At 67.6% G+C, this 16,272-nt stretch carries 19 protein-coding genes; 17 read left to right on the top strand and 2 right to left on the bottom strand.

Translation table 11 applies throughout. From position 1 onward, the window contains the following. From Mterra_RS11105 to Mterra_RS21925, 7 genes are all read left to right on the top strand, one after another. Positions 1 to 2,454, top strand: a 2,454-nt coding sequence (locus Mterra_RS11105) for a tetratricopeptide repeat protein (protein WP_147372703.1), incomplete at its 5' end; no start/stop codon positions are given. Positions 2,455 to 2,753: 299 nt separating this feature from the next. Next, positions 2,754 to 3,158 carry a DUF6883 domain-containing protein gene (locus tag Mterra_RS11100; protein ID WP_218022923.1) on the top strand — a complete coding sequence of 135 codons (405 nt, stop codon included), beginning with the start codon at positions 2,754 to 2,756 and terminating at the stop codon, positions 3,156 to 3,158. Continuing rightward, positions 3,155 to 3,361, top strand: coding sequence for a DUF4926 domain-containing protein (locus Mterra_RS11095; RefSeq protein ID WP_084542268.1), 207 nt, complete (start codon positions 3,155 to 3,157; stop codon positions 3,359 to 3,361). Before Mterra_RS11100 ends, Mterra_RS11095 begins: the two co-directional genes overlap by 4 nt. A gap of 159 nt (positions 3,362 to 3,520) precedes the next feature. Further along, entirely contained in the window at positions 3,521 to 3,820 is a 300-nt protein-coding gene (locus Mterra_RS11090) for an AHH domain-containing protein (protein ID WP_170159631.1), read from the top strand. Positions 3,821 to 3,981: 161 nt separating this feature from the next. Further along, the gene (locus Mterra_RS11085; protein WP_147372701.1) at positions 3,982 to 4,563 is read left to right on the top strand and encodes a hypothetical protein; all 582 of its coding nucleotides are present in this window, start codon (positions 3,982 to 3,984) and stop codon (positions 4,561 to 4,563) included. 351 nt (positions 4,564 to 4,914) lie between these two features. Beyond that, positions 4,915 to 5,259, top strand: a complete 345-nt coding sequence (locus tag Mterra_RS21930; RefSeq protein WP_147372699.1) for a hypothetical protein — start codon at positions 4,915 to 4,917, stop codon at positions 5,257 to 5,259. A gap of 136 nt (positions 5,260 to 5,395) precedes the next feature. Continuing rightward, positions 5,396 to 5,875 (top strand): hypothetical protein, encoded by a 480-nt coding sequence (locus Mterra_RS21925; protein ID WP_147372697.1) that lies wholly within the window; start codon positions 5,396 to 5,398, stop codon positions 5,873 to 5,875. A gap of 243 nt (positions 5,876 to 6,118) precedes the next feature. Here the strand turns inward: Mterra_RS21925 and Mterra_RS11080 are convergent, their stop codons facing one another. Then, positions 6,119 to 6,673 (bottom strand): hypothetical protein, encoded by a 555-nt coding sequence (locus tag Mterra_RS11080; RefSeq protein WP_119315246.1) that lies wholly within the window; start codon positions 6,671 to 6,673, stop codon positions 6,119 to 6,121. Between the two features lie 647 nt (positions 6,674 to 7,320). On the opposite strand from Mterra_RS11080, the gene Mterra_RS11070 reads away from it, so the two are divergent. The 5 genes from Mterra_RS11070 (at position 7,321) to trxA (ending at position 10,362) form a co-directional block, all read left to right on the top strand. Next, positions 7,321 to 7,785 carry a Pycsar system effector family protein gene (locus Mterra_RS11070; protein ID WP_119315244.1) on the top strand — a complete coding sequence of 155 codons (465 nt, stop codon included), beginning with the start codon at positions 7,321 to 7,323 and terminating at the stop codon, positions 7,783 to 7,785. 28 nt (positions 7,786 to 7,813) lie between these two features. Then, positions 7,814 to 8,269 (top strand): Pycsar system effector family protein, encoded by a 456-nt coding sequence (locus Mterra_RS11065; RefSeq protein WP_119315243.1) that lies wholly within the window; start codon positions 7,814 to 7,816, stop codon positions 8,267 to 8,269. A 177-nt stretch (positions 8,270 to 8,446) separates the two neighbouring features. After that, positions 8,447 to 8,833 carry a hypothetical protein gene (locus Mterra_RS21920; protein ID WP_147372695.1) on the top strand — a complete coding sequence of 129 codons (387 nt, stop codon included), beginning with the start codon at positions 8,447 to 8,449 and terminating at the stop codon, positions 8,831 to 8,833. A gap of 172 nt (positions 8,834 to 9,005) precedes the next feature. Beyond that, positions 9,006 to 9,464: a hypothetical protein gene (locus Mterra_RS11060; protein WP_119315242.1), complete on the top strand. Its 459-nt coding sequence runs from the start codon at positions 9,006 to 9,008 to the stop codon at positions 9,462 to 9,464. A gap of 481 nt (positions 9,465 to 9,945) precedes the next feature. Then, positions 9,946 to 10,362 (top strand): thioredoxin, encoded by a 417-nt coding sequence (gene trxA / locus Mterra_RS11055; protein WP_245971599.1) that lies wholly within the window; start codon positions 9,946 to 9,948, stop codon positions 10,360 to 10,362. Positions 10,363 to 10,436: 74 nt separating this feature from the next. Here trxA and Mterra_RS11050 read toward each other — a convergent pair whose 3' ends face one another. Continuing rightward, positions 10,437 to 10,904, bottom strand: coding sequence for a putative immunity protein (locus Mterra_RS11050; RefSeq protein WP_119315240.1), 468 nt, complete (start codon positions 10,902 to 10,904; stop codon positions 10,437 to 10,439). 163 nt (positions 10,905 to 11,067) lie between these two features. Here Mterra_RS11050 and Mterra_RS11045 point away from each other — a divergent pair, with 163 nt between their 5' ends. The 5 genes from Mterra_RS11045 to Mterra_RS11025 all read left to right on the top strand — a co-directional run. Further along, positions 11,068 to 11,853, top strand: a complete 786-nt coding sequence (locus tag Mterra_RS11045) for an IclR family transcriptional regulator (protein ID WP_119315239.1) — start codon at positions 11,068 to 11,070, stop codon at positions 11,851 to 11,853. Positions 11,854 to 11,870: 17 nt separating this feature from the next. Beyond that, a complete protein-coding gene (locus Mterra_RS11040; RefSeq protein WP_119315238.1) occupies positions 11,871 to 13,463 on the top strand; it encodes an ABC transporter substrate-binding protein in 1,593 nt (530 codons plus the stop codon). A 21-nt stretch (positions 13,464 to 13,484) separates the two neighbouring features. Then, on the top strand, positions 13,485 to 14,432 hold the full coding sequence (locus Mterra_RS11035) for an ABC transporter permease (protein ID WP_119315237.1): 948 nt from the start codon (positions 13,485 to 13,487) through the stop codon (positions 14,430 to 14,432). Next, positions 14,425 to 15,291, top strand: coding sequence for an ABC transporter permease (locus Mterra_RS11030; RefSeq protein WP_119315236.1), 867 nt, complete (start codon positions 14,425 to 14,427; stop codon positions 15,289 to 15,291). The genes Mterra_RS11035 and Mterra_RS11030 overlap by 8 nt, the downstream gene beginning before the upstream one ends. A 19-nt stretch (positions 15,292 to 15,310) precedes the next feature. After that, positions 15,311 to 16,272 (top strand): hypothetical protein (locus tag Mterra_RS11025; RefSeq protein ID WP_147372691.1); only part of this gene is annotated, 962 nt, incomplete at its 3' end.

Genomic DNA, 16,272 nt, shown 5'->3' with positions numbered 1-16,272 from the left:
GGGCCGCCGCTGGTGCTGCTGCACGGGCTCTCCGGCTCGGCGGCGTGGTGGCGGCGCAACGTCCCCGCGCTCGCGCAGCACTTCTGCGTATACACCGTGGATCTGATGGGCATCGGCAAGAGCCGGCTGGTGCAGGAGCTCGTCCGCCACCTGCGCGAGCTGGGCATGAGCGGGCTGCTGGGCGCGGGCCACAGCATCGAGCAGCAGACCCCCTACCGCGCCTGGCGCGACGTCTTCGCCTCCTACTTCGGCCTCGAGGGCCTCGCCGACGGGCTCGAGCGCCAGGAGCAGGTCAGGCGGGTGGTGCAGGAGGTCGCCCCCAAGCTCGCCCCGCGGCTGCCGCTGCTCAACGACCTGCTCAACCTGGGCCTGCCCGACACCCCCCTCACCGCCGCGCTCGACCCCGCCCTGCGGCAGGAGAGCCTGGTGGCCCTGCTGGTGCAGCTCCTGCGGGCCTGGGCCCAGGAGCGCCCCCTCACGCTGGTGCTGGAGGACGCCTACTGGCTCGACAGCCTCTCCTGGGACCTGGTGGTCAAGGTGGCGCGGGCGCTGCTGGGCGCGCTCGAGCCGCTGCTGCTGGTGGTGGTCACCCGCCCCATCGGCGAGCAGGCCCTGGGCTTCCAGGCGGCGCAGGCCCTGCGCGGGCTGCCGGGGAGCGGGACGCTGGAGGTGGGGGCGCTGGGCGTGGAGGAGACCGCCGCGCTGGTGGCCGGGCGCCTGGGCCTGCCGGCCGAGGCCCTGCCGCCGCGGCTGGCCCGCCTCGTGCGCGAGCGCTCGGGCGGCAACCCCTTCTTCGCCGAGGAGCTCACCCACGCGCTGCGCGAGCAGGGGCTGATCCGCGTCGAGGCCGCCCCCTCGCCCCGGCTCGAGGTCAGCCCCGGGCTCTTCGAGGCCCGCTCGGTGCTGCCCGACACCCTGCAGGGCGTGGTCCTCTCGCGCATCGACCGGCTGCTGCCCGACCGCCAGCTCACCCTCAAGGTCGCCTCGGTGATCGGGCGCAACTACCCCTACCTCCCGCTGCGCGACGGCGTGATGCGGCTGGCCGCGCTGGGCGAGGCGCTGCTGCACCAGCACCTGCACGAGCTCATCCGCCGCGGCCTGATCCTGCTCGAGGCCCCCGACCCCGAGCCGCTGTACGCCTTCAAGCACGCCATCACCTACGAGGTGACCTACCACAGCCTGCTCTTCGCCCAGCGGCGGCAGATCCACCGGGTGCTGGCGGAGTGGTACGAGCAGGCCCACGCCGACAACCTCGAGGCCGCCTACCCGCTGCTGGCCCACCACTGGCTGCACGCCGCCGAGGGCGGCGACGACGCGCCCGCCCGCAAGGCCCGCGGCTACCTGGCCCGCGCCGGGCACCAGGCCCTGCGGCTTTGCGCCTACCCCGAGGCCCTGAGCTTCCTGCAGCGGGCCCTCGCCCTCACCCCCGCCTCCCCCGAGCACGCCCTCGAGCGCGCCGGGCTGCTCACCGCCGCCGGGGTCGCGCACGAGAAGATGGCCGACTACGTGCCGGCCACCCGGCTGCTGCTGGAGGCCCTCGAGCTCGCCCACGCCGCCTCCGACCCCCGCGCCCAGAGCCGGGCGCTGGCCGAGCTGAGCTGGGTCGCCGTGCGCCGGGGGGAGTACGCCCGGGCCGAGCGGCTGGGCGAGGAGGCGCTGGGGTGCGCCCGGCAGGCCGGCGACCGGCCCGCCTGCGCCAAGGCCGGCTCGCGCCTGGGGGTCATCGCCGCCTACCAGGGTCACTACCCCGCCGCCGCCCGCCGCTTCGAGGAGAGCCTGGAGCTGTACCGGGCGCTGGGCGAGGCGGAGGGGGTGGCGAGCTGCTTGAACAGCCTGGGGCTGGTGGAGGTCTTCCGGGGCGACCTCGAGCCCGCCCTGCACCGCTTCGAGGAGGCCCTGGCGGTGGCGAGGGGCGTGAGCAACCCCGAGATCGTGGGCAAGATCCAGGCCAACCTGGGGCTGGTGGCCGAGAAGCGCGGCGACTACGCCGAGGCGGCCCGGCACTACGGGGAGAGCCTGGCGGTCTTCCGCGAGATCTCCGCCCGCCACGCCGCGCTGATCAACGTGCTCAACCTGGGCGACGTGGCGGCCGCCCAGGGCGACGACGCCCGCGCCGGGGGCTACTACCGCGAGGCGCTGGCGGAGGCGCTGGGGCTGGGCGCGCTGCCCATCGCGCTGGGCACCCTGCGCGGGATGGCCGCGGTGTGGGCGCGCGACGGCGAGCCCCTGCGGGCGGCCGAGCTGCTGGGGCTGGCCCTGAGCCACCCCGCCAGCGACGCGGAGATGCGCCAGCAGGCCGAGCCGGTGCTCGAGGGGCTGCGCGCGTTGCTCCCCCCGGAAGCGCTCGAGGCCGCCCTCGCGCGGGGCCGGGCGACGACGCTGGAGGAGGTGCTGCGGCAGTGGGGCGGCCCCGCGCCGGGAGAGGCCGCCCCCCGGGCCCCCGCCGAAGGGTAAGCCCGCCGTGACCTTCACGGGCTTAGCGCCGGCGCCCTGCTCGAGTGGGCCGATCTGTGGCAGTTCCTCGACGACGCGGGGAACGCCTGGATGGGCACGCCGGCTATGGGTTTACCAAGTTAAGGGAGCGACGGCCACGGTCGAGGCCGCGCAGTTGCTCGCGCAACGGGTAGCCGCCGGGCTCAGCTGCCGGCGCGTGGCTCGAGCAGGGCGTAGACAAGGTGGTGGCCCTAGCCTCCGGGCTGGCTGGGACGCTGGGCACGGTGATGCCGGTGCGGAACACTCGAGAGACCTGCCAGATGTACAACCTCACTGTTGATGTCGCTCACACGTACTACGTGGGCCAGGGGCAGTGGCTGGTGCATAACTGCAATATTACCATTGACCCCAGAAAATTTACGGATTACGTGCTCAATTCCGAAAAGAGTAAGGGCAAACACGTGATTTATGAAGGTCTTGGGTATAGTAAAGATGACGCTGAGAAACTAATGCGTATTTACGAGGAGCAAGCGTTGGCAAAGTATAAAGCCGGAGACTATACGCTAGGGGTACAGGACAAGTATGGTCAACGGATCAGCATTGAAATCACTATCCCTAGCAAAGGAGAGGCAACAGGAAAATCGTCCAATCTAATCTCGGGTTGGATGATCGAGCCTGATGGCGCTCTTCAATTGATTACGCCGATGGGAGGGTGGCCGAAATGAGTACCCAGCCATTGCCTCCATTTGCACTGGTTCGTCTAATTAGCGATGCCTATGGGAAATATGGCCTGAAGATTGGTGATGAGGGAGTGATAGTTGATGTTTATGGAGATGAGGCATATGAAGTAGATTTTACTGATAGTGAAGGGAATCCAATTACTTTCGTCGCCGTAAAGCAGGGCGATGTGGAACTTGTAAAGCCCTGAACGTAGGAGCAACCATCTTGACCCCAAGGAACCCGTAATCATGCCTCACCCGACCTGCTCCCCCGGCTCACTCCCCTCCGGCACCCTTGCTCACAGGGGGGTCAGCGGCCTGTGGATTTTGACCAGCGTCTTCCTCCTGGGCATCGGCAACCTGGCACTGTGCTGGACATCGCCACCGCCGACACCTTCCACGTGGGCGAGGGTCGGTGGCTGGTGCACAACTGCTCGACCACCTTGGACCGGAATCTTGGCGGGAAAGTCGGGGATGGGCTGCAGGCCCACCACTTGATCCCGGAGGAGCTATTCAGGGGTGGTGACCCGTTCCTCACGCGGGCGATCAGGGGTGGGTTCGACATGGACGCGGCATACAACGGCCTGCTCATGCCCGGCTCAAAGGCCGGGAGCAACGCCGCAGGGGTCCCCTTCCACCTGGGGTCCCCCCCAAATTACAGTCCGTAGAGAACTGCTGCGGTTGGAGCGGCAGGCCGCGCTGAACGGCTGGTCGGACGCCCGGGCCGCCCAGGAGGCGAGGGCGCTGGCGCGGCGCCTGATCGCTGAGATAATGTCCAAGGGCGGGGGAAAATCGCTGAACAAGTCGTTCTGACTGAGAGGAGGCGCTCTTGTACCGTGTTCTTCGGTCAAAGATCATAGGGTGGCGCGGCAAGACCTTGCTCGCCCGGTCGGAGCCGCTGCTCCACGAGTGCGAGCCCCACTGGTGGCTGGCCCAACCCCTCACCAAGAGGCCCGACCGGTTCCGTTTCTACATCGACGGCAGGGGCCCCAGGCCCGACAACTACCCCTGCGGCAGCGGCATCGACATGCACTCACGCCGCCTCGTCGAGCTGCTCTCCGCGCAAGGGGTCCGCCACGAGGCCTTCCCCGCGGACGTGATCGACGCCCGCACGGGGGAGGGCCTCGGGTCCGACTACATGGCCTTCCACCTGCTGGAGATCCACCCCGCGGTGGACCACCGGCGGTCCGACCTGACCTATGACGGCGACGGCGCGGACCGGGCCGTCATCCGCGCCGTCCGGAGGCTGGTCCTCACCGAGGAGTGCCTCCGGGCCGGGCGGCCCATGTTCCGGCCCGCAGAGCTTTTCGGCCTGGTGTTGGTGCACGAGAGGTTGGTGGCGGTGATGGAGGACCACGGGATCACGGGTAACGTGTACACCCCCCTAGAGCAATTCAGGGTGGGCGGATGAGAGGAAGCTGGGTATGAACGAGGAACTGCCGGCACCACGGGCACGGTTGTCCAGGTGCGGACGGCGGTGGAGGCGCGCCAGACGTACAACCTGGACGTCGCCGTGGCCGACACCTTCTACGTGGGTGAGGGGCAGTGGTTAGCAGTTCGGTGACGTGTAATCGGCCATGCGGGCTCTAGAGTACTCTGCCTACAAACACTTCAAGCGTTATGGTTTTGAGTATGTTGACAAGGGGGCTCCAGGGGTCATAAAAGACGCCGTAATTGACGTTTACGGCACGAAAGTAACTATCCGAGGTCGAGTTGTTGACGGCGACTTCAAGCTTGGTGCCGCATTTATTCCGGGGAAAAAATGAGCAAACCCAACGAACTTGAGTTGGCCGCTATCAGGCTGATCCTCCAAAGAGAGGCTCAGGAATTCCCAGCTTTAATGGAGCAGGTGGAAAACCTGAGCGTTACCAAGAGAGAGTTTTCAGGGGCTGGGTTCTTCACCCACTTCGAAGTTCCAAGGCGAGATTCCGGCAATATTGAGTTTCCAAGACTTGTTCTGGGCAATAGTGTTATAGCGAAAATCCCAGGCTTGAAAAATGATTGTGGCTTCGCCCTATTTATCGGAGAGGGGGGTATCGAGATGCTAGAGGGTTTCACCTATGGTGAGCCCTGGCCCAGCTCAGTAGACACTTTCGAGCTCGTGTAGCAAAAGGCGCTCGCTGTAAATATCCTGGTTACAGACTCTAAAGGTAGCGCGGTGGTGAGAACGGACTGGATCTACGACCCAAGGAGCCCGACCCCGAGATTGACCATCCTGTTTGTCAAGGAGGATGATCGATAATATGTCGCTGTACATCATAGGAAAACTTTTCTTTCATAAATCTCAATGTGGAGAAATAACTGCTGTAAAAGCAGAACTTGCCAAGACAGGAGCTGCTTTCTTCGAAGGGATTGACGACATGGATTTAGGGTTTATCAAGAGCCGGATCGTGAGCCTTAAACCTGAGTTGGTGGCAGAACCTCAGGTGGATTTCAGGATCTCTGCGACACCTGAGGATATAGATGCTACTCGCCTGTGGATAGAGGCTCAAACTGCTATAACTTCTGGCCGGGCCGAAATGGGATCAACCAAGCTTGGGCAGATTTTCACTTTGTTGCTGTCATTCAAGCCAATTAGCGCAGGAGGGGTGGCGCTATTCGATGGAAGCATCGACTCCATTTTTTATTCAAACGCCCATAACTGTAGGCGGTACTTCTCCCGCCTGTTACGCGAGAATTGGGATAACATGGAAAATCCGCTGATTATTTGGAATTGGGAATAGGCTCCTGTGGTTCGGACATACTACACCGATTAATTTGATTGCTGCCATCACTCTGCCTCCCGCCTGTGCTGCCGCTGGTGGAGGTCCACTCCGCCCTTCCCGCCCGGCTGAGCGTGACCGTGAAGGCCGCCGACTCCGGCATCGCCTCGGTCTCGATCTACCGCCCGCGCGGCGGGAAGCCCCAGCCTGTCCTGAGCCACCGGCCACACCCTGCCGCCCCGGGCAGGGTTGTGGGAATTGCCCTCAGAGCTCAGTGCAGCTCACGCTGTCAGGGTCGCGCTGGGTTACGCAGGCAAATACCCGCTTCTCCAGCATGGCGCCGGTCGCGCTGTTGGTGAGGGTGAGCACGGCCCGGTCCCAGAACACGAAGTCGATGCTGGCCTTCCAGTTGTTGTTCGGGCAGCCCAGGCGCTTGGCGCTCAGCGCGGTCTGGGCGTCGGCCTCGAGCACGAAGGGGCTGCGGCCGTTCTTGGTGAAGGAGCGCTCGACGGTCTGGCTGTCCGAGCCCGAGACCCTGGGCGGGTTCTGGCCGGGCGCCTGGTTGCCCCCGGGGCTGGTGCAGGTCACGAGCGGGACCCCGCCGGCCGTGAGCGTCACCACCGCGTCGAGGTTGCCCAGCGCCACGTCCCCCTCCGCGACCAGGGAGCCCAGGGAGAAGGTGACCCGCCCGATGAACTGCCCGTTGCCCTGCGGGGCGACCCCCCCGCCCGGGCCGGGCTCCTTCGGAGCGCAGCCGGCGAGCGTTGCCGCCAGGCCGATCACCAAGCCGACGCGGAGAATCCTCGAGCCCTCGAACATAAGCCTCCCTTTGGGGCAATTCCTTACCGGCGGAAAAATAGGGCCGCGAACACGGGTTGACGCTTTGAGCTTCTCCCGAGTATACACCCGGTCCTCCCGCCTCCCCGCGTTGCCCACGGGGTGGCCGTCGGCGTCGTTGACCCGCTTGGAGTGGTCGAGGTCGCTCATGGGCACGCCGTCGGCGGGCTGGAGGCCCTCGAGCGCCCGCTCCTGCTCGCTCTCGAAGCTCTGGCGTTCCTGAGGGCGATGCCCGCGCGGGTGGCGAGCAGGCCGGAGACCAGGAACAGCAGCGCGACGTGCGCCCGGGGGTCGGTCTGGGAGCGGGAGGTCGGAAGGTCATGGCGCGGGTCCTGCCGCGAGGTCCGGGGAAACCGGAGCGGCTCCCGGGCGGCCGTAGCCTTGCCTCGGAAGGCCCGGCCGGGCCGGTCGGGGCTCCGACCCGGGCGAACCTGGGCTATACTGGTTTCGCATTCCCAAATTTCCTTCGCGTCGGGGTAGGTGCAGGTTCGTGTAAGCCCGCCTTGAGCGGAACCCAGGCCCGGTGAGGGGTCGCCGGGGTGGCGCGGGCGGGGCGGGCTCGAGCCCTCCCGTGACCTCGAGCCGGCCGAAGCCCCTGCGGGGCAGTGCCCGGGAGGACGGGGGAGACGATGGACAAGCTCGAGCACGCCTGGAAGATCCGCGACAGCGGCTACAGCAACATCCAGCTCGCCGACACCAAGGCCGGCTTCATCACCGGCCTGGCGACCCTAGGCATCGCGCTGCTGCGCGACACCACCCCCGACCTCCCGCCGTGGCAGATCGGGCTGGTGGTCCTCGCCGGCCTGCTCCTGCTGGGGGCGATCATCGCCGCGGTGCTGAGCGTGCGCCCGCGCTCGACCAACGACCCCGACGGCACCATCTTCTGGGGCCACATCGCCGCCTTCAGGGACTTCGCCACCTACAAGCGCGCGCTCGAGCACAGCGACGACTTCGACGAGGTGGCGCAGCAGGCCTTCGAGCTCTCGCGCATCAGCAAGAAGAAGCACGCCCTCATCGCCTGGGCCACCAGCTTCCTGGTATCGGGGCTGGTCGTGCTGTGGCTGGGCCTGGTGGCCTCCAAGCTCATCCGGTAGGCCCCCCTCGAGCCCGGCAGCCGGCGCCATGACCCGAACCGACCACGTGTGGCAGATCCGGGACGCCCTCGACGCGGACGTCCAGTTCGCCGACGCCAAGGCGGAGTTCATCATCGGCCTCGCCGCGCTGGGGGCCGGCCTGCTCGCCGCCCAGCCCCCGGGCCTGCCCACCTGGAAGGCCGCGCTGACGGGCCTGACGGGGTTTCTCCTGCTGGGCGCGATCGTCTGCGCGGTGCTGAGCGTGCGCCCCCGGACCGCCGGCCGCCGGCGGGGCACGGTGTTCTGGGGCCACGTCGCCGCCTTCAAAGACCCCGCCGCGTACCGGGAGGCCCTCGAGCACGGCGACCTCCTCGAGGAGGTCGCCCGCCAGGTCTTCGAGGTGGCGCGCGTCGCCCGGCGGAAGTACGCGCTCGTCGCCTACGCGACCAATTTCCTGTCCGGGGGGTTGCTCGTGCTGTGGGTCGGCCTCGTGTGGGCGGGTTAGATACCCCGTGGCAGTGCCAGCCCGCCCTCCAGCATGCCGCCGCCGGTGCCGCGGGCTTTGAACGCCCTGGGCCTCAGGGCACCTGCGGCGGGAGTTGGGAGGGTTCAAGGTGTCCATTCAGGCCGAGGCAGAGGCTCTTGCTCAGAAGCTTGACGGTAACGGAGGTGGGAAATCCATATGGAACAAAGTCAGGGCAGCGAGTATTTGCGAAAGCAGCTTGGCGAAGTTATATGGGATTTTTTCCTGTGGAGTAGAACATTATTCCCCCAAGAGCATCTCCCTCATAGGGATTACGCTGAACCGTTTGATTTGGTTGCTCACGAACTACATCACGCAAGGACTCATATTGTTTCGCTCATTTCACATCTTTTTGATGGGTTTTACACTCACCCACAAACCGCCATCCGCAACAATATCGAGGACTTAAATCTGGTTGAACAGCTAATCAAAAGGGAGGTTAAGGATGAACGATCATTGGGTGAATATCTTTCGTGGCTAGACTTAACCCGCGAATTCCTGCTAAAGCTCCAGGCAACATTTCCTGAGAATCACCTGGATCGCTAAATCAAACAGCCATAGTAACCCCGTACAGGCGAGGTGTGATTATGAACTAATAACTAGCGGTTAACTAGCGGTGGTGTAGAGTTTGGGGAGAGCGTGCCCAGGAAGCGCCTCGTAGATAGGGTGGGATGGGACTATGGACCCTAGACCCCATGACATAACCAGTAAGAAAGGCATGCTGGCCTGGATCTTAGCTGCGGCCTTCGTGGCTACTGCCGGCATCTCGTCACTGGTTCTGCTTGAGAGCTTCCGGGACGGGAGTTGGAGCCAGGATGTGGTGGGCACGGTTGCAACCGCGGCGTTTCTGGTCTTTTCCACCGGCAGCCTGGCTTATATTCTGACTTCGTCAATAGTCGTATCAAGCCAAGAGCTAACGACCCGGAGCGTGCTTGGAAGCCGTTCGGTGCAGTTGAAAGACATTACGGAAATCAAGGTACTGCCCCTTTATGGCGATACCTTCATATTTGGATACAACGTGATCCTTAAGTTAAACCACTCCGCCGGGCTGGGGATCTATGCCAGCATCTACGCAAACGGTCATGAGATACTGAGGAGACTCATCGTGAATACCCTACGGGAGGCAATTAACGTTGATATTGATCGGTCTCTATTGAAAGCTTATAGATGGAGATAGGCAGGACTTGGCTGAAGCTTTGTTGGAAATTCCAGTGAGATAGGCTGGTTGCAGACTGCAAATACCCGGTTTGGGTGGATCGTCCCCCATCGGGAGGCTATCCACCCCGCCCGGCCGAAGGGAGTGCCCTGGGCTTCACAAAGATGTACCTCTGGCGGATTTGAAGCGTATCTTTGTGAAGCCGGTAAAAGAGGGCCTCGAGCGTCTCGAGCCGGCGGAGCCCGGCTTGTCCCGCTCGAGCCCCGTTGGTTGACGGGAGCGCTTCGGCGTGCTACTGCTGAAAACCGGGAGCCACTGCCTGGCGGGGGTGGCGGGCCGTTCTCGCCTCACAGCGACCCGGCGCCGCCCGCGGGGCGGACGGAGGTACGACCATGCACGAGATCACCATCACCGGCACGACGGCGGCGACCCCGGTGCGGCGGGGGGAGCCGAGGCCCCAGGTTCGCGCTGGGCTCGAGGCCCGGAGGGCGCCGTGAGCGCCGTGGTGGCCTGCCCCTCCTGCGGGGCCAAGAACCGCCTGGGCGCCCCGCCCGCGGGGCAGGTGCCCGTGTGCGGGGCCTGCAAGAAGCCCCTGCCCTGGCTGGTCGAGGCGGGGGAGGGCGGCCTGACGGGCGAGCTGCGGGCCGGGGTGCCGGTGCTGGTGGACTTCTGGGCCACCTGGTGCGCGCCCTGCCGCGCGGTGGCCCCGGTGCTGGAGGAGCTCTCGAGGGAGCTGGCGGGGAAGCTCAAGGTGGTCAAGCTCGACGTCGACCGCCACCCGCTGCCGGCCAGCGCCTACGGGGTGCAGAGCGTCCCCACCCTCATCCTCTTCAAGGACGGCCAGCCGGCCGAGCGCATCGTCGGGGCCCTGCCCAAGGCCGCCCTCCTGGCCCGGCTGTCCCCCCACCTGCGCGGCTGAGGGGCGAGCTGGCCGGGGCCTTCGCGCGCGTGATGGGCGCGGGGGTGACGCGGCCAGGACCCGAAGGGCCGGGCCTAGACCCGCGAGAACCGCTCGTCCTGGCGGGCCGACAGCACGAGCTCCCGCACCTCCGGCGGCAGCCGCTCGTCCTGCCAGGCCCGCTCGACCTCGACGGGGAGGCCCGCGGCTTTCACGGCTTTCAGCGCGTAGTGGGCCGCGCCGAGCGCGTGGTCGGCGGCGTGAGCCGTCGCCGCGGCGTGGCCCACGGCGCGCGCCACCGCGGTGGCGACCGGGCTCGAGGCCGCCCGGGCGGCCTCGTGGGCCCCGAGCGCGGCTTCGCGGGCTTTCCCCGCTTGCACCTCCCCGCGCTCCCAGGCCCTGGCCGTGTCGAGGGCGGCGATGAGGCGCTCGCCCGGCCCGGCGCCCTCGAGGAGCGGCAGCACGTGCTCGGCGCAGTCGTGCGCCCAGCGCATCAGCAGGCGGTGGTGCTCGCGGCTTAGCGGCCCGCCGCGGTGGGCCGCGACGAATCGTCGGTCTCGCACGGGGCCCCTCCTTCCCCGAGGCGCGTGGCCCGCCTCATTATCGCGCCCTTTGCCACCCCGTGCCCCGCATGGCGCGGGCAGGCCGCTCCGGGCCCTCGCCTTGACAAACCGGCCGCCGCGGCTTACTCTACCTGCATAGTTTCATATTGTGAAAAGGTCTTACATGGCGAGCCAACCCCAGAGTCAGTACGTGATGAACTCCTCCTACCGCACCCTCCAGGTGCTGCTGGCGTTCGCCGCGCCGCCCCACCGCTTCACCCTGACCGAGGTCACGCAGCGCATGGGGCTGGAGAAGAACCAGGTCTACCGCTCCCTGAAGACGCTCGAGGAGGCCGGCTTCCTGCGCATGGACGCCGACGGGCGCTTCACGCTCACCCCCGTGCTGGGGGTGCTGGGCGCCGCCGCGGCCGAGAACCAGCCCGCCTCGCTGGTGGACGTGGCGGCCCCCTTCATGGACCGGCTGGCCGCCGAGACCAAGGAGTCGGTGAACCTCTTCGTGCTGGTGGGCGACTCCGCGGTCTGCGTCGACCGGCGCGACAGCAGCCAGCGGGTGCGGGTGGCCTCGGTGCTGGGCCAGGCAGTGCCCCTGCACGCCGGCGCGGTCCCCAAGGCCATCCTGGCCTACCTGCCCGAGGCCGAGCAGGAGCGGGTGCTCGGCCGCCTGGCCGGCTACCCCCGCTTCACCGAACGCACCGTGGCGGAGCCCGCGCGGCTGCGCGAGGAGCTGGCCCAGATCCGGCGGCAGGGCTTCTCGGTCAGCGACGGCGACTACGACCTCGCCGCGCGGGGCGTCGGGGCGGCGATCTTCGACCAGAGCGGCAAGGTGGTCGGCGGGATCAGCGTCGGGGGGCCCGCGTTCCGCGTGGACGAGGCCGCCCTCGCCCGCTTCAGTGAGCTCATTGTCCAGGTGGCCCGGGCCGTCTCGAGGCAGCTCGGCTACACCGGATAGAGGAGGAGGCTTTTACGATGAAAGGCACACGGTGGTACACAGGGGTGGGCGCGCTGCTGCTGGCGGCGTCGCTGAGCCTGGGCGGGGCGCTGGCCCAGGACTTCGACCCCAACGCGACGGTGAACCTGGCGACCAACGCCGACCCCACCCTCAACCCCTGGACCTCGGGCGCGGTGGTCGAGTCCAACCTGATCAACACCATCGTCTTCGACCAGCTGGTGCGCTACAACAAGAAGGACCTGAGCCCGGCCCCCGGCCTGGCCACGAGCTGGAAGGTTTCCGCCGACGGGCTTTCCTGGACCTTCAACCTGCGCAAGGGGGTGACCTGGCACGACGGCAAGCCCTTCACCGCCGACGACGTGGCCTTCACCTTCAACGACGTGGTGCTCAACAAGAAGCTCGGCGCGCAGAACGCCGGCAACTTCAGCAAGGTCAAGAGCGTGGAGGTGGTCAACCCCACCACCGTGCGCTTCGTGCTCAGCGCCCCCTTCTCCTCCTTGCCCTACTACCTGGCCTATTTCGCCGGCATCCTGCCCAAGCACGCCCTGGGCGGCGCCGAGAACCCGCTGCAGGTGGCCGGCTTCAACAAGAAGAGCCCCGTCGGCACCGGCGCCTTCCGCGTGGCCGAGTTCGTGCCGGGCTCTTACGTGCGCCTGGTGAAGTACGACAAGTACTGGGGCGGCAGCCCCAAGGTCGGCTCCATCGTCTTCAAGATCGTCCCCGACCCCAACACCCAGATGGCCCAGGTGATCTCCGGGGAGCTCGACTTCGTCAGCGTCTCCAACCCCGCCCTCCTCGCCGGCGTCGAGCGCAACGCCAGGCTGCAGGTGCTGCGGCAGAGCCAGAACCTCTACTACTTCGTGGCGCTCAACCAGAACGACCCCCGCTTCCGCGACGTGCGGGTGCGCCAGGCCCTGCTCTACGCCCTTGACCGCAAGGCCATGATCGACTCGGTGGTGCGCGGCTACGGGACCATCGCCACCGGCCCCATCGCCCCACTGCAGAAGGTGTTCTACGCCAAGGACGTGCCGCAGTACGAGTACAACCCCAAGAAGGCGCAGGAGCTGCTGCGCGCCGCGGGCTGGACCCCCGGCCCCGACGGGGTGCTGGTCAAGGACGGCAAGCCCTTCGAGGTCGACATGCCCACCGGGCAGTTCGGCTACCTGGTGCCGGCCACGCTGCTCGTGCAGCAGTACTGGAAGGCCGTCGGGGTGAAGGCCAACGTCAACGTGATGGAGTGGAACGCCTACATCCAGAAGATGTTCGTCAACCGCCAGTACGAGGCCACCCTGGCCTGGTGGAGCACCCCGCCCACCCCTGACGTCACCCCCTACTACGCCTCCTCCGCCGCCGACAAGGGCAACAACATCCCCAACTACAAGAACCCCGCGCTCGACAAGCTGCTCGAGGAGGGCCTCAAGGCCACCAAGGTGCAGGAGCAGGTGCTCACCTACCGGCGCGTGCAGCGCCTGCTGGCCGAGCAGCTCCCCTACCTCTACCTGTGGTACCCCGACATCATCTCCGTGCGCAACGAGAAGCTCGGGGGGATGGCGGAGATCAACACCGCCACGGCTTTCCAGCACTCCGCGGAGTGGTTCGTCAAGCGATAGACGGCGAGGGGGTGAGGGAAAGTGACCGCTTACATCGTCCGCCGGCTGCTGCAGGGGGTGGTCGTGCTGTTCTTGATCTCGGCGGTCACCTTCCTGCTCATCAACCTGGCCCCCGGCGGCCCCACCTCGGCGGTGAGCCTGGGCCGTACCGCCGAGGAGCGCGAGGCCGTGCTCCGGCAGTACGGCCTCGACCGCCCGGTGCTGGTGCGCTACTTCGACTGGCTGGGCGGGGTGCTGCGGGGGGACTTGGGCAAGTCCTACAACCAGGGCCTCCCCGTCGCCTCGCTGCTGGCGCAGCGCATGGGCAACACCCTGCAATTAGCCCTCACCGCGCTCGCCCTCACCGCGCTGCTGGGGGTGGCGCTGGGCGTGCTGTCGGCGCTGTACAAGAACCGCTGGCCCGACCACCTCATCAGCAGCCTGGCCACGGTGGGCATGTCGGTCCCGGCCTTCTGGCTGGGCATCGTAGCCATCATCGTCTTCGCGGTGCAGCTCAAGTGGCTGCCCTCCTCGGGCATCTTCACGGTGGGCCAGGAGTTCTCCCTCGCCGACCGGCTGCGCCACCTCGCCATGCCCGCGGGGGTGCTCGCCTTCACCCTCATGCCCAACGTCATCCGCATCACCCGCTCGGCGCTGCTGGAGGTGCTGACCTCTGACTACGTCCGCACCGCCCGGGCCAAGGGCCTCTCGGAGCGGGTGGTGCTGCTCAAGCACACCCTCAAGAACGCCATGGTCCCGGTGATCGCCATCCTGGGCCTCATCACCACCGTGCTCTTCTCGGGCTCGGTGGTGGTGGAGAGCGTCTTCGGCTGGGCCGGGCTGGGCCGGCTCGCCATCGAGGCCGCCAACGGGCGCGACTACCCGGTGATCCTGGGCGTCACCTTGCTGGTGGGCGCGATCGTGGTGGCGGTCAACCTGCTCGTCGACGTCCTCTACGCCGCCGTGGACCCTCGGATCAGCCATGAGTAGCCCCGCGCCGAGCTCTGCCGCCCCTGCCCGACCCCGCAGCCGTCTTTGGCTGCGGGTCCGCCGCAACCCGGTGGGCGTGGGGGCCTTCCTGACGGTCTGCCTGCTGACGCTGCTGGTGGTCCTCGGCCCGGCCTTCTACCGCGTGGCCCCCGACGCCACCGACCCGCTCAACATCCTGGCCGCCTCGAGCCCCGCCCACCCGCTGGGCACCGACGAGCTGGGGCGGGACATGCTCAGCCGCCTGCTCTACGGCGGGCGGATCTCGCTGGCGGTGGGCCTGCTGTCGATGCTGGTGGGCCTGACCATCGGCACGCTGGCCGGGGGGGTGGCGGGCTACTTCAAGGGCTGGGCCGAGACCGTGGTGATGCGGCTGGTGGACGTGTTCATGTCGATCCCCAGCTTCTTCCTGGTGCTGGTGATCGTGACGGCCTTCGGCAACCACCCCCTGACCGTGGTGGTCACGGTGGGGATAGGCTTCTGGGCCCAGATGGCCCGGGTGGTCTACGCCGAGTTCTCCAAGTACCGGGGGCGGGAGTTCGTCGAGGCCATGCACGCCCTGGGGGCCTCGCACGCGCGCATCATGTTCCGCCACATCTTCCCCCAGGTGCTGCCGCAGGCCGTCGTGCTGGCGACGCTGGGGGTGGGCTGGGCCATCCTCACCGAGGCCGCCCTCAGCTACCTGGGGCTGGGCATCCAGCCCCCCCTGGCCTCCTGGGGCAACATGCTGCAGAACGCCCAGGCCTACCTCTACTCCAACCCCATGCTCGCGGTGTACCCGGGGCTGTTCATCGCGGTGACGGTGCTGTCGTTCAACGTGCTGGGCAACGCGCTGCGGGACGTGCTCGACCCGAGGAATTAAGCCCGGGAGGGGCGAGAAGATGACGAACTGGTGGGAACAGACCGTGGCCTCGAGCCGCCCCCGGCTGGGGGGGCTGCGGGCGGCGGTCTACGCCTCCGGCGGGGCCCCCTCGCACCACCTGGCCCTGCTGGCGCTGTGGGGGGCCCAGCCCCGCATAGTCCACGCCCAGGAGATCGTGGCGGGCGGCCTCGAGGCCCTCGACGCGGTGATCTTCCCCGGGGGCGGGCTCTCGGCGATGGCCGGGCAGCTCGGCCCGCTGGGGGAGGCGGGCGTGGAGCGGGTACGGGCCTGGGTCGAGGCCGGGGGCACCTACGTCGGCACCTGCGCGGGCTCGTGCCACCCCTTGCGGATGAGCGAGCCCTACCTCGAGGCCCTGCCGCTGGCGGCCCGCTTCCAGATGTGCGACGTGACCCCGCTCAACGCCGCCGCGGGCGGGTGGGGCCTCGACTCCCCGGGCACCGGCCGCCTATGGGTGAGGCCGGAGGCCTCCCCGCTGTTCGAGGGCCTCCCCGAACCCTTCGAGATCGTCCACTACAACGGCCCGCTCTTCCCGCCGGTGCCGGGGGCGGCGGGCGAGGTGCTGGGCGAGGGCGAGGGCTTCACGCCCTTCGAGCGCTCGCTGGGCCGCCTGGGGGAGACCACCCTCGAGCGCGCCGTCGCGCAGGGCGCCCGCGTCGCCTACCGCCAGCCGGTGGGCGCGGGTCAGGTCATCGTGTTCGGCCCCCACCCGGAGTTCGGGGCCAGCGCCCTGCAACTGGGCTGGCTGCCGGCCTCGAGGCTGCTGGCCAACGCGCTGGGCACGGTCACGCCGCGCGGGAGGGCCGCCCCGCAGACCGGCGCGGTCAGCCGCGAGGCCCTGGCCGAGGCGGCGCGCGACGCCCGCGCGCTCGACGAGGCGCTCGAGCGCTTGGCCCCGTTGGGGGAGCGCCTCCCCCCCGACACCCCCCCGTTCCTGGGCCACAGCGGCCCCGGGCTGTGGGC

Origin of the sequence: Calidithermus terrae, from assembly GCF_003574345.1 — a bacterium.
Taxonomy (GTDB): domain Bacteria; phylum Deinococcota; class Deinococci; order Deinococcales; family Thermaceae; genus Calidithermus; species Calidithermus chliarophilus.
This window is presented reverse-complemented; position numbering and strand designations above follow the sequence as displayed.

Bases quoted from the DNA above. Each gene is read 5' to 3' on its own strand.
- Mterra_RS11100 (WP_218022923.1), top strand. From the start codon at position 2,754: ATGTACAACCTCACTGTTGATGTCGCTCACACGTACTACGTGGGCCAG.
- Mterra_RS11095 (WP_084542268.1), top strand. From the start codon at position 3,155: ATGAGTACCCAGCCATTGCCTCCATTTGCACTGGTTCGTCTAATTAGC.
- Mterra_RS21930 (WP_147372699.1), top strand. From the start codon at position 4,915: ATGAGCAAACCCAACGAACTTGAGTTGGCCGCTATCAGGCTGATCCTC.
- Mterra_RS21925 (WP_147372697.1), top strand. From the start codon at position 5,396: ATGTCGCTGTACATCATAGGAAAACTTTTCTTTCATAAATCTCAATGT.
- Mterra_RS11080 (WP_119315246.1), bottom strand. From the start codon at position 6,673: ATGTTCGAGGGCTCGAGGATTCTCCGCGTCGGCTTGGTGATCGGCCTG.
- Mterra_RS11070 (WP_119315244.1), top strand. From the start codon at position 7,321: ATGGACAAGCTCGAGCACGCCTGGAAGATCCGCGACAGCGGCTACAGC.
- Mterra_RS11065 (WP_119315243.1), top strand. From the start codon at position 7,814: ATGACCCGAACCGACCACGTGTGGCAGATCCGGGACGCCCTCGACGCG.
- Mterra_RS21920 (WP_147372695.1), top strand. From the start codon at position 8,447: ATGGAACAAAGTCAGGGCAGCGAGTATTTGCGAAAGCAGCTTGGCGAA.
- Mterra_RS11060 (WP_119315242.1), top strand. From the start codon at position 9,006: ATGCTGGCCTGGATCTTAGCTGCGGCCTTCGTGGCTACTGCCGGCATC.
- Mterra_RS11045 (WP_119315239.1), top strand. From the start codon at position 11,068: ATGGCGAGCCAACCCCAGAGTCAGTACGTGATGAACTCCTCCTACCGC.
- Mterra_RS11040 (WP_119315238.1), top strand. From the start codon at position 11,871: ATGAAAGGCACACGGTGGTACACAGGGGTGGGCGCGCTGCTGCTGGCG.
- Mterra_RS11030 (WP_119315236.1), top strand. From the start codon at position 14,425: ATGAGTAGCCCCGCGCCGAGCTCTGCCGCCCCTGCCCGACCCCGCAGC.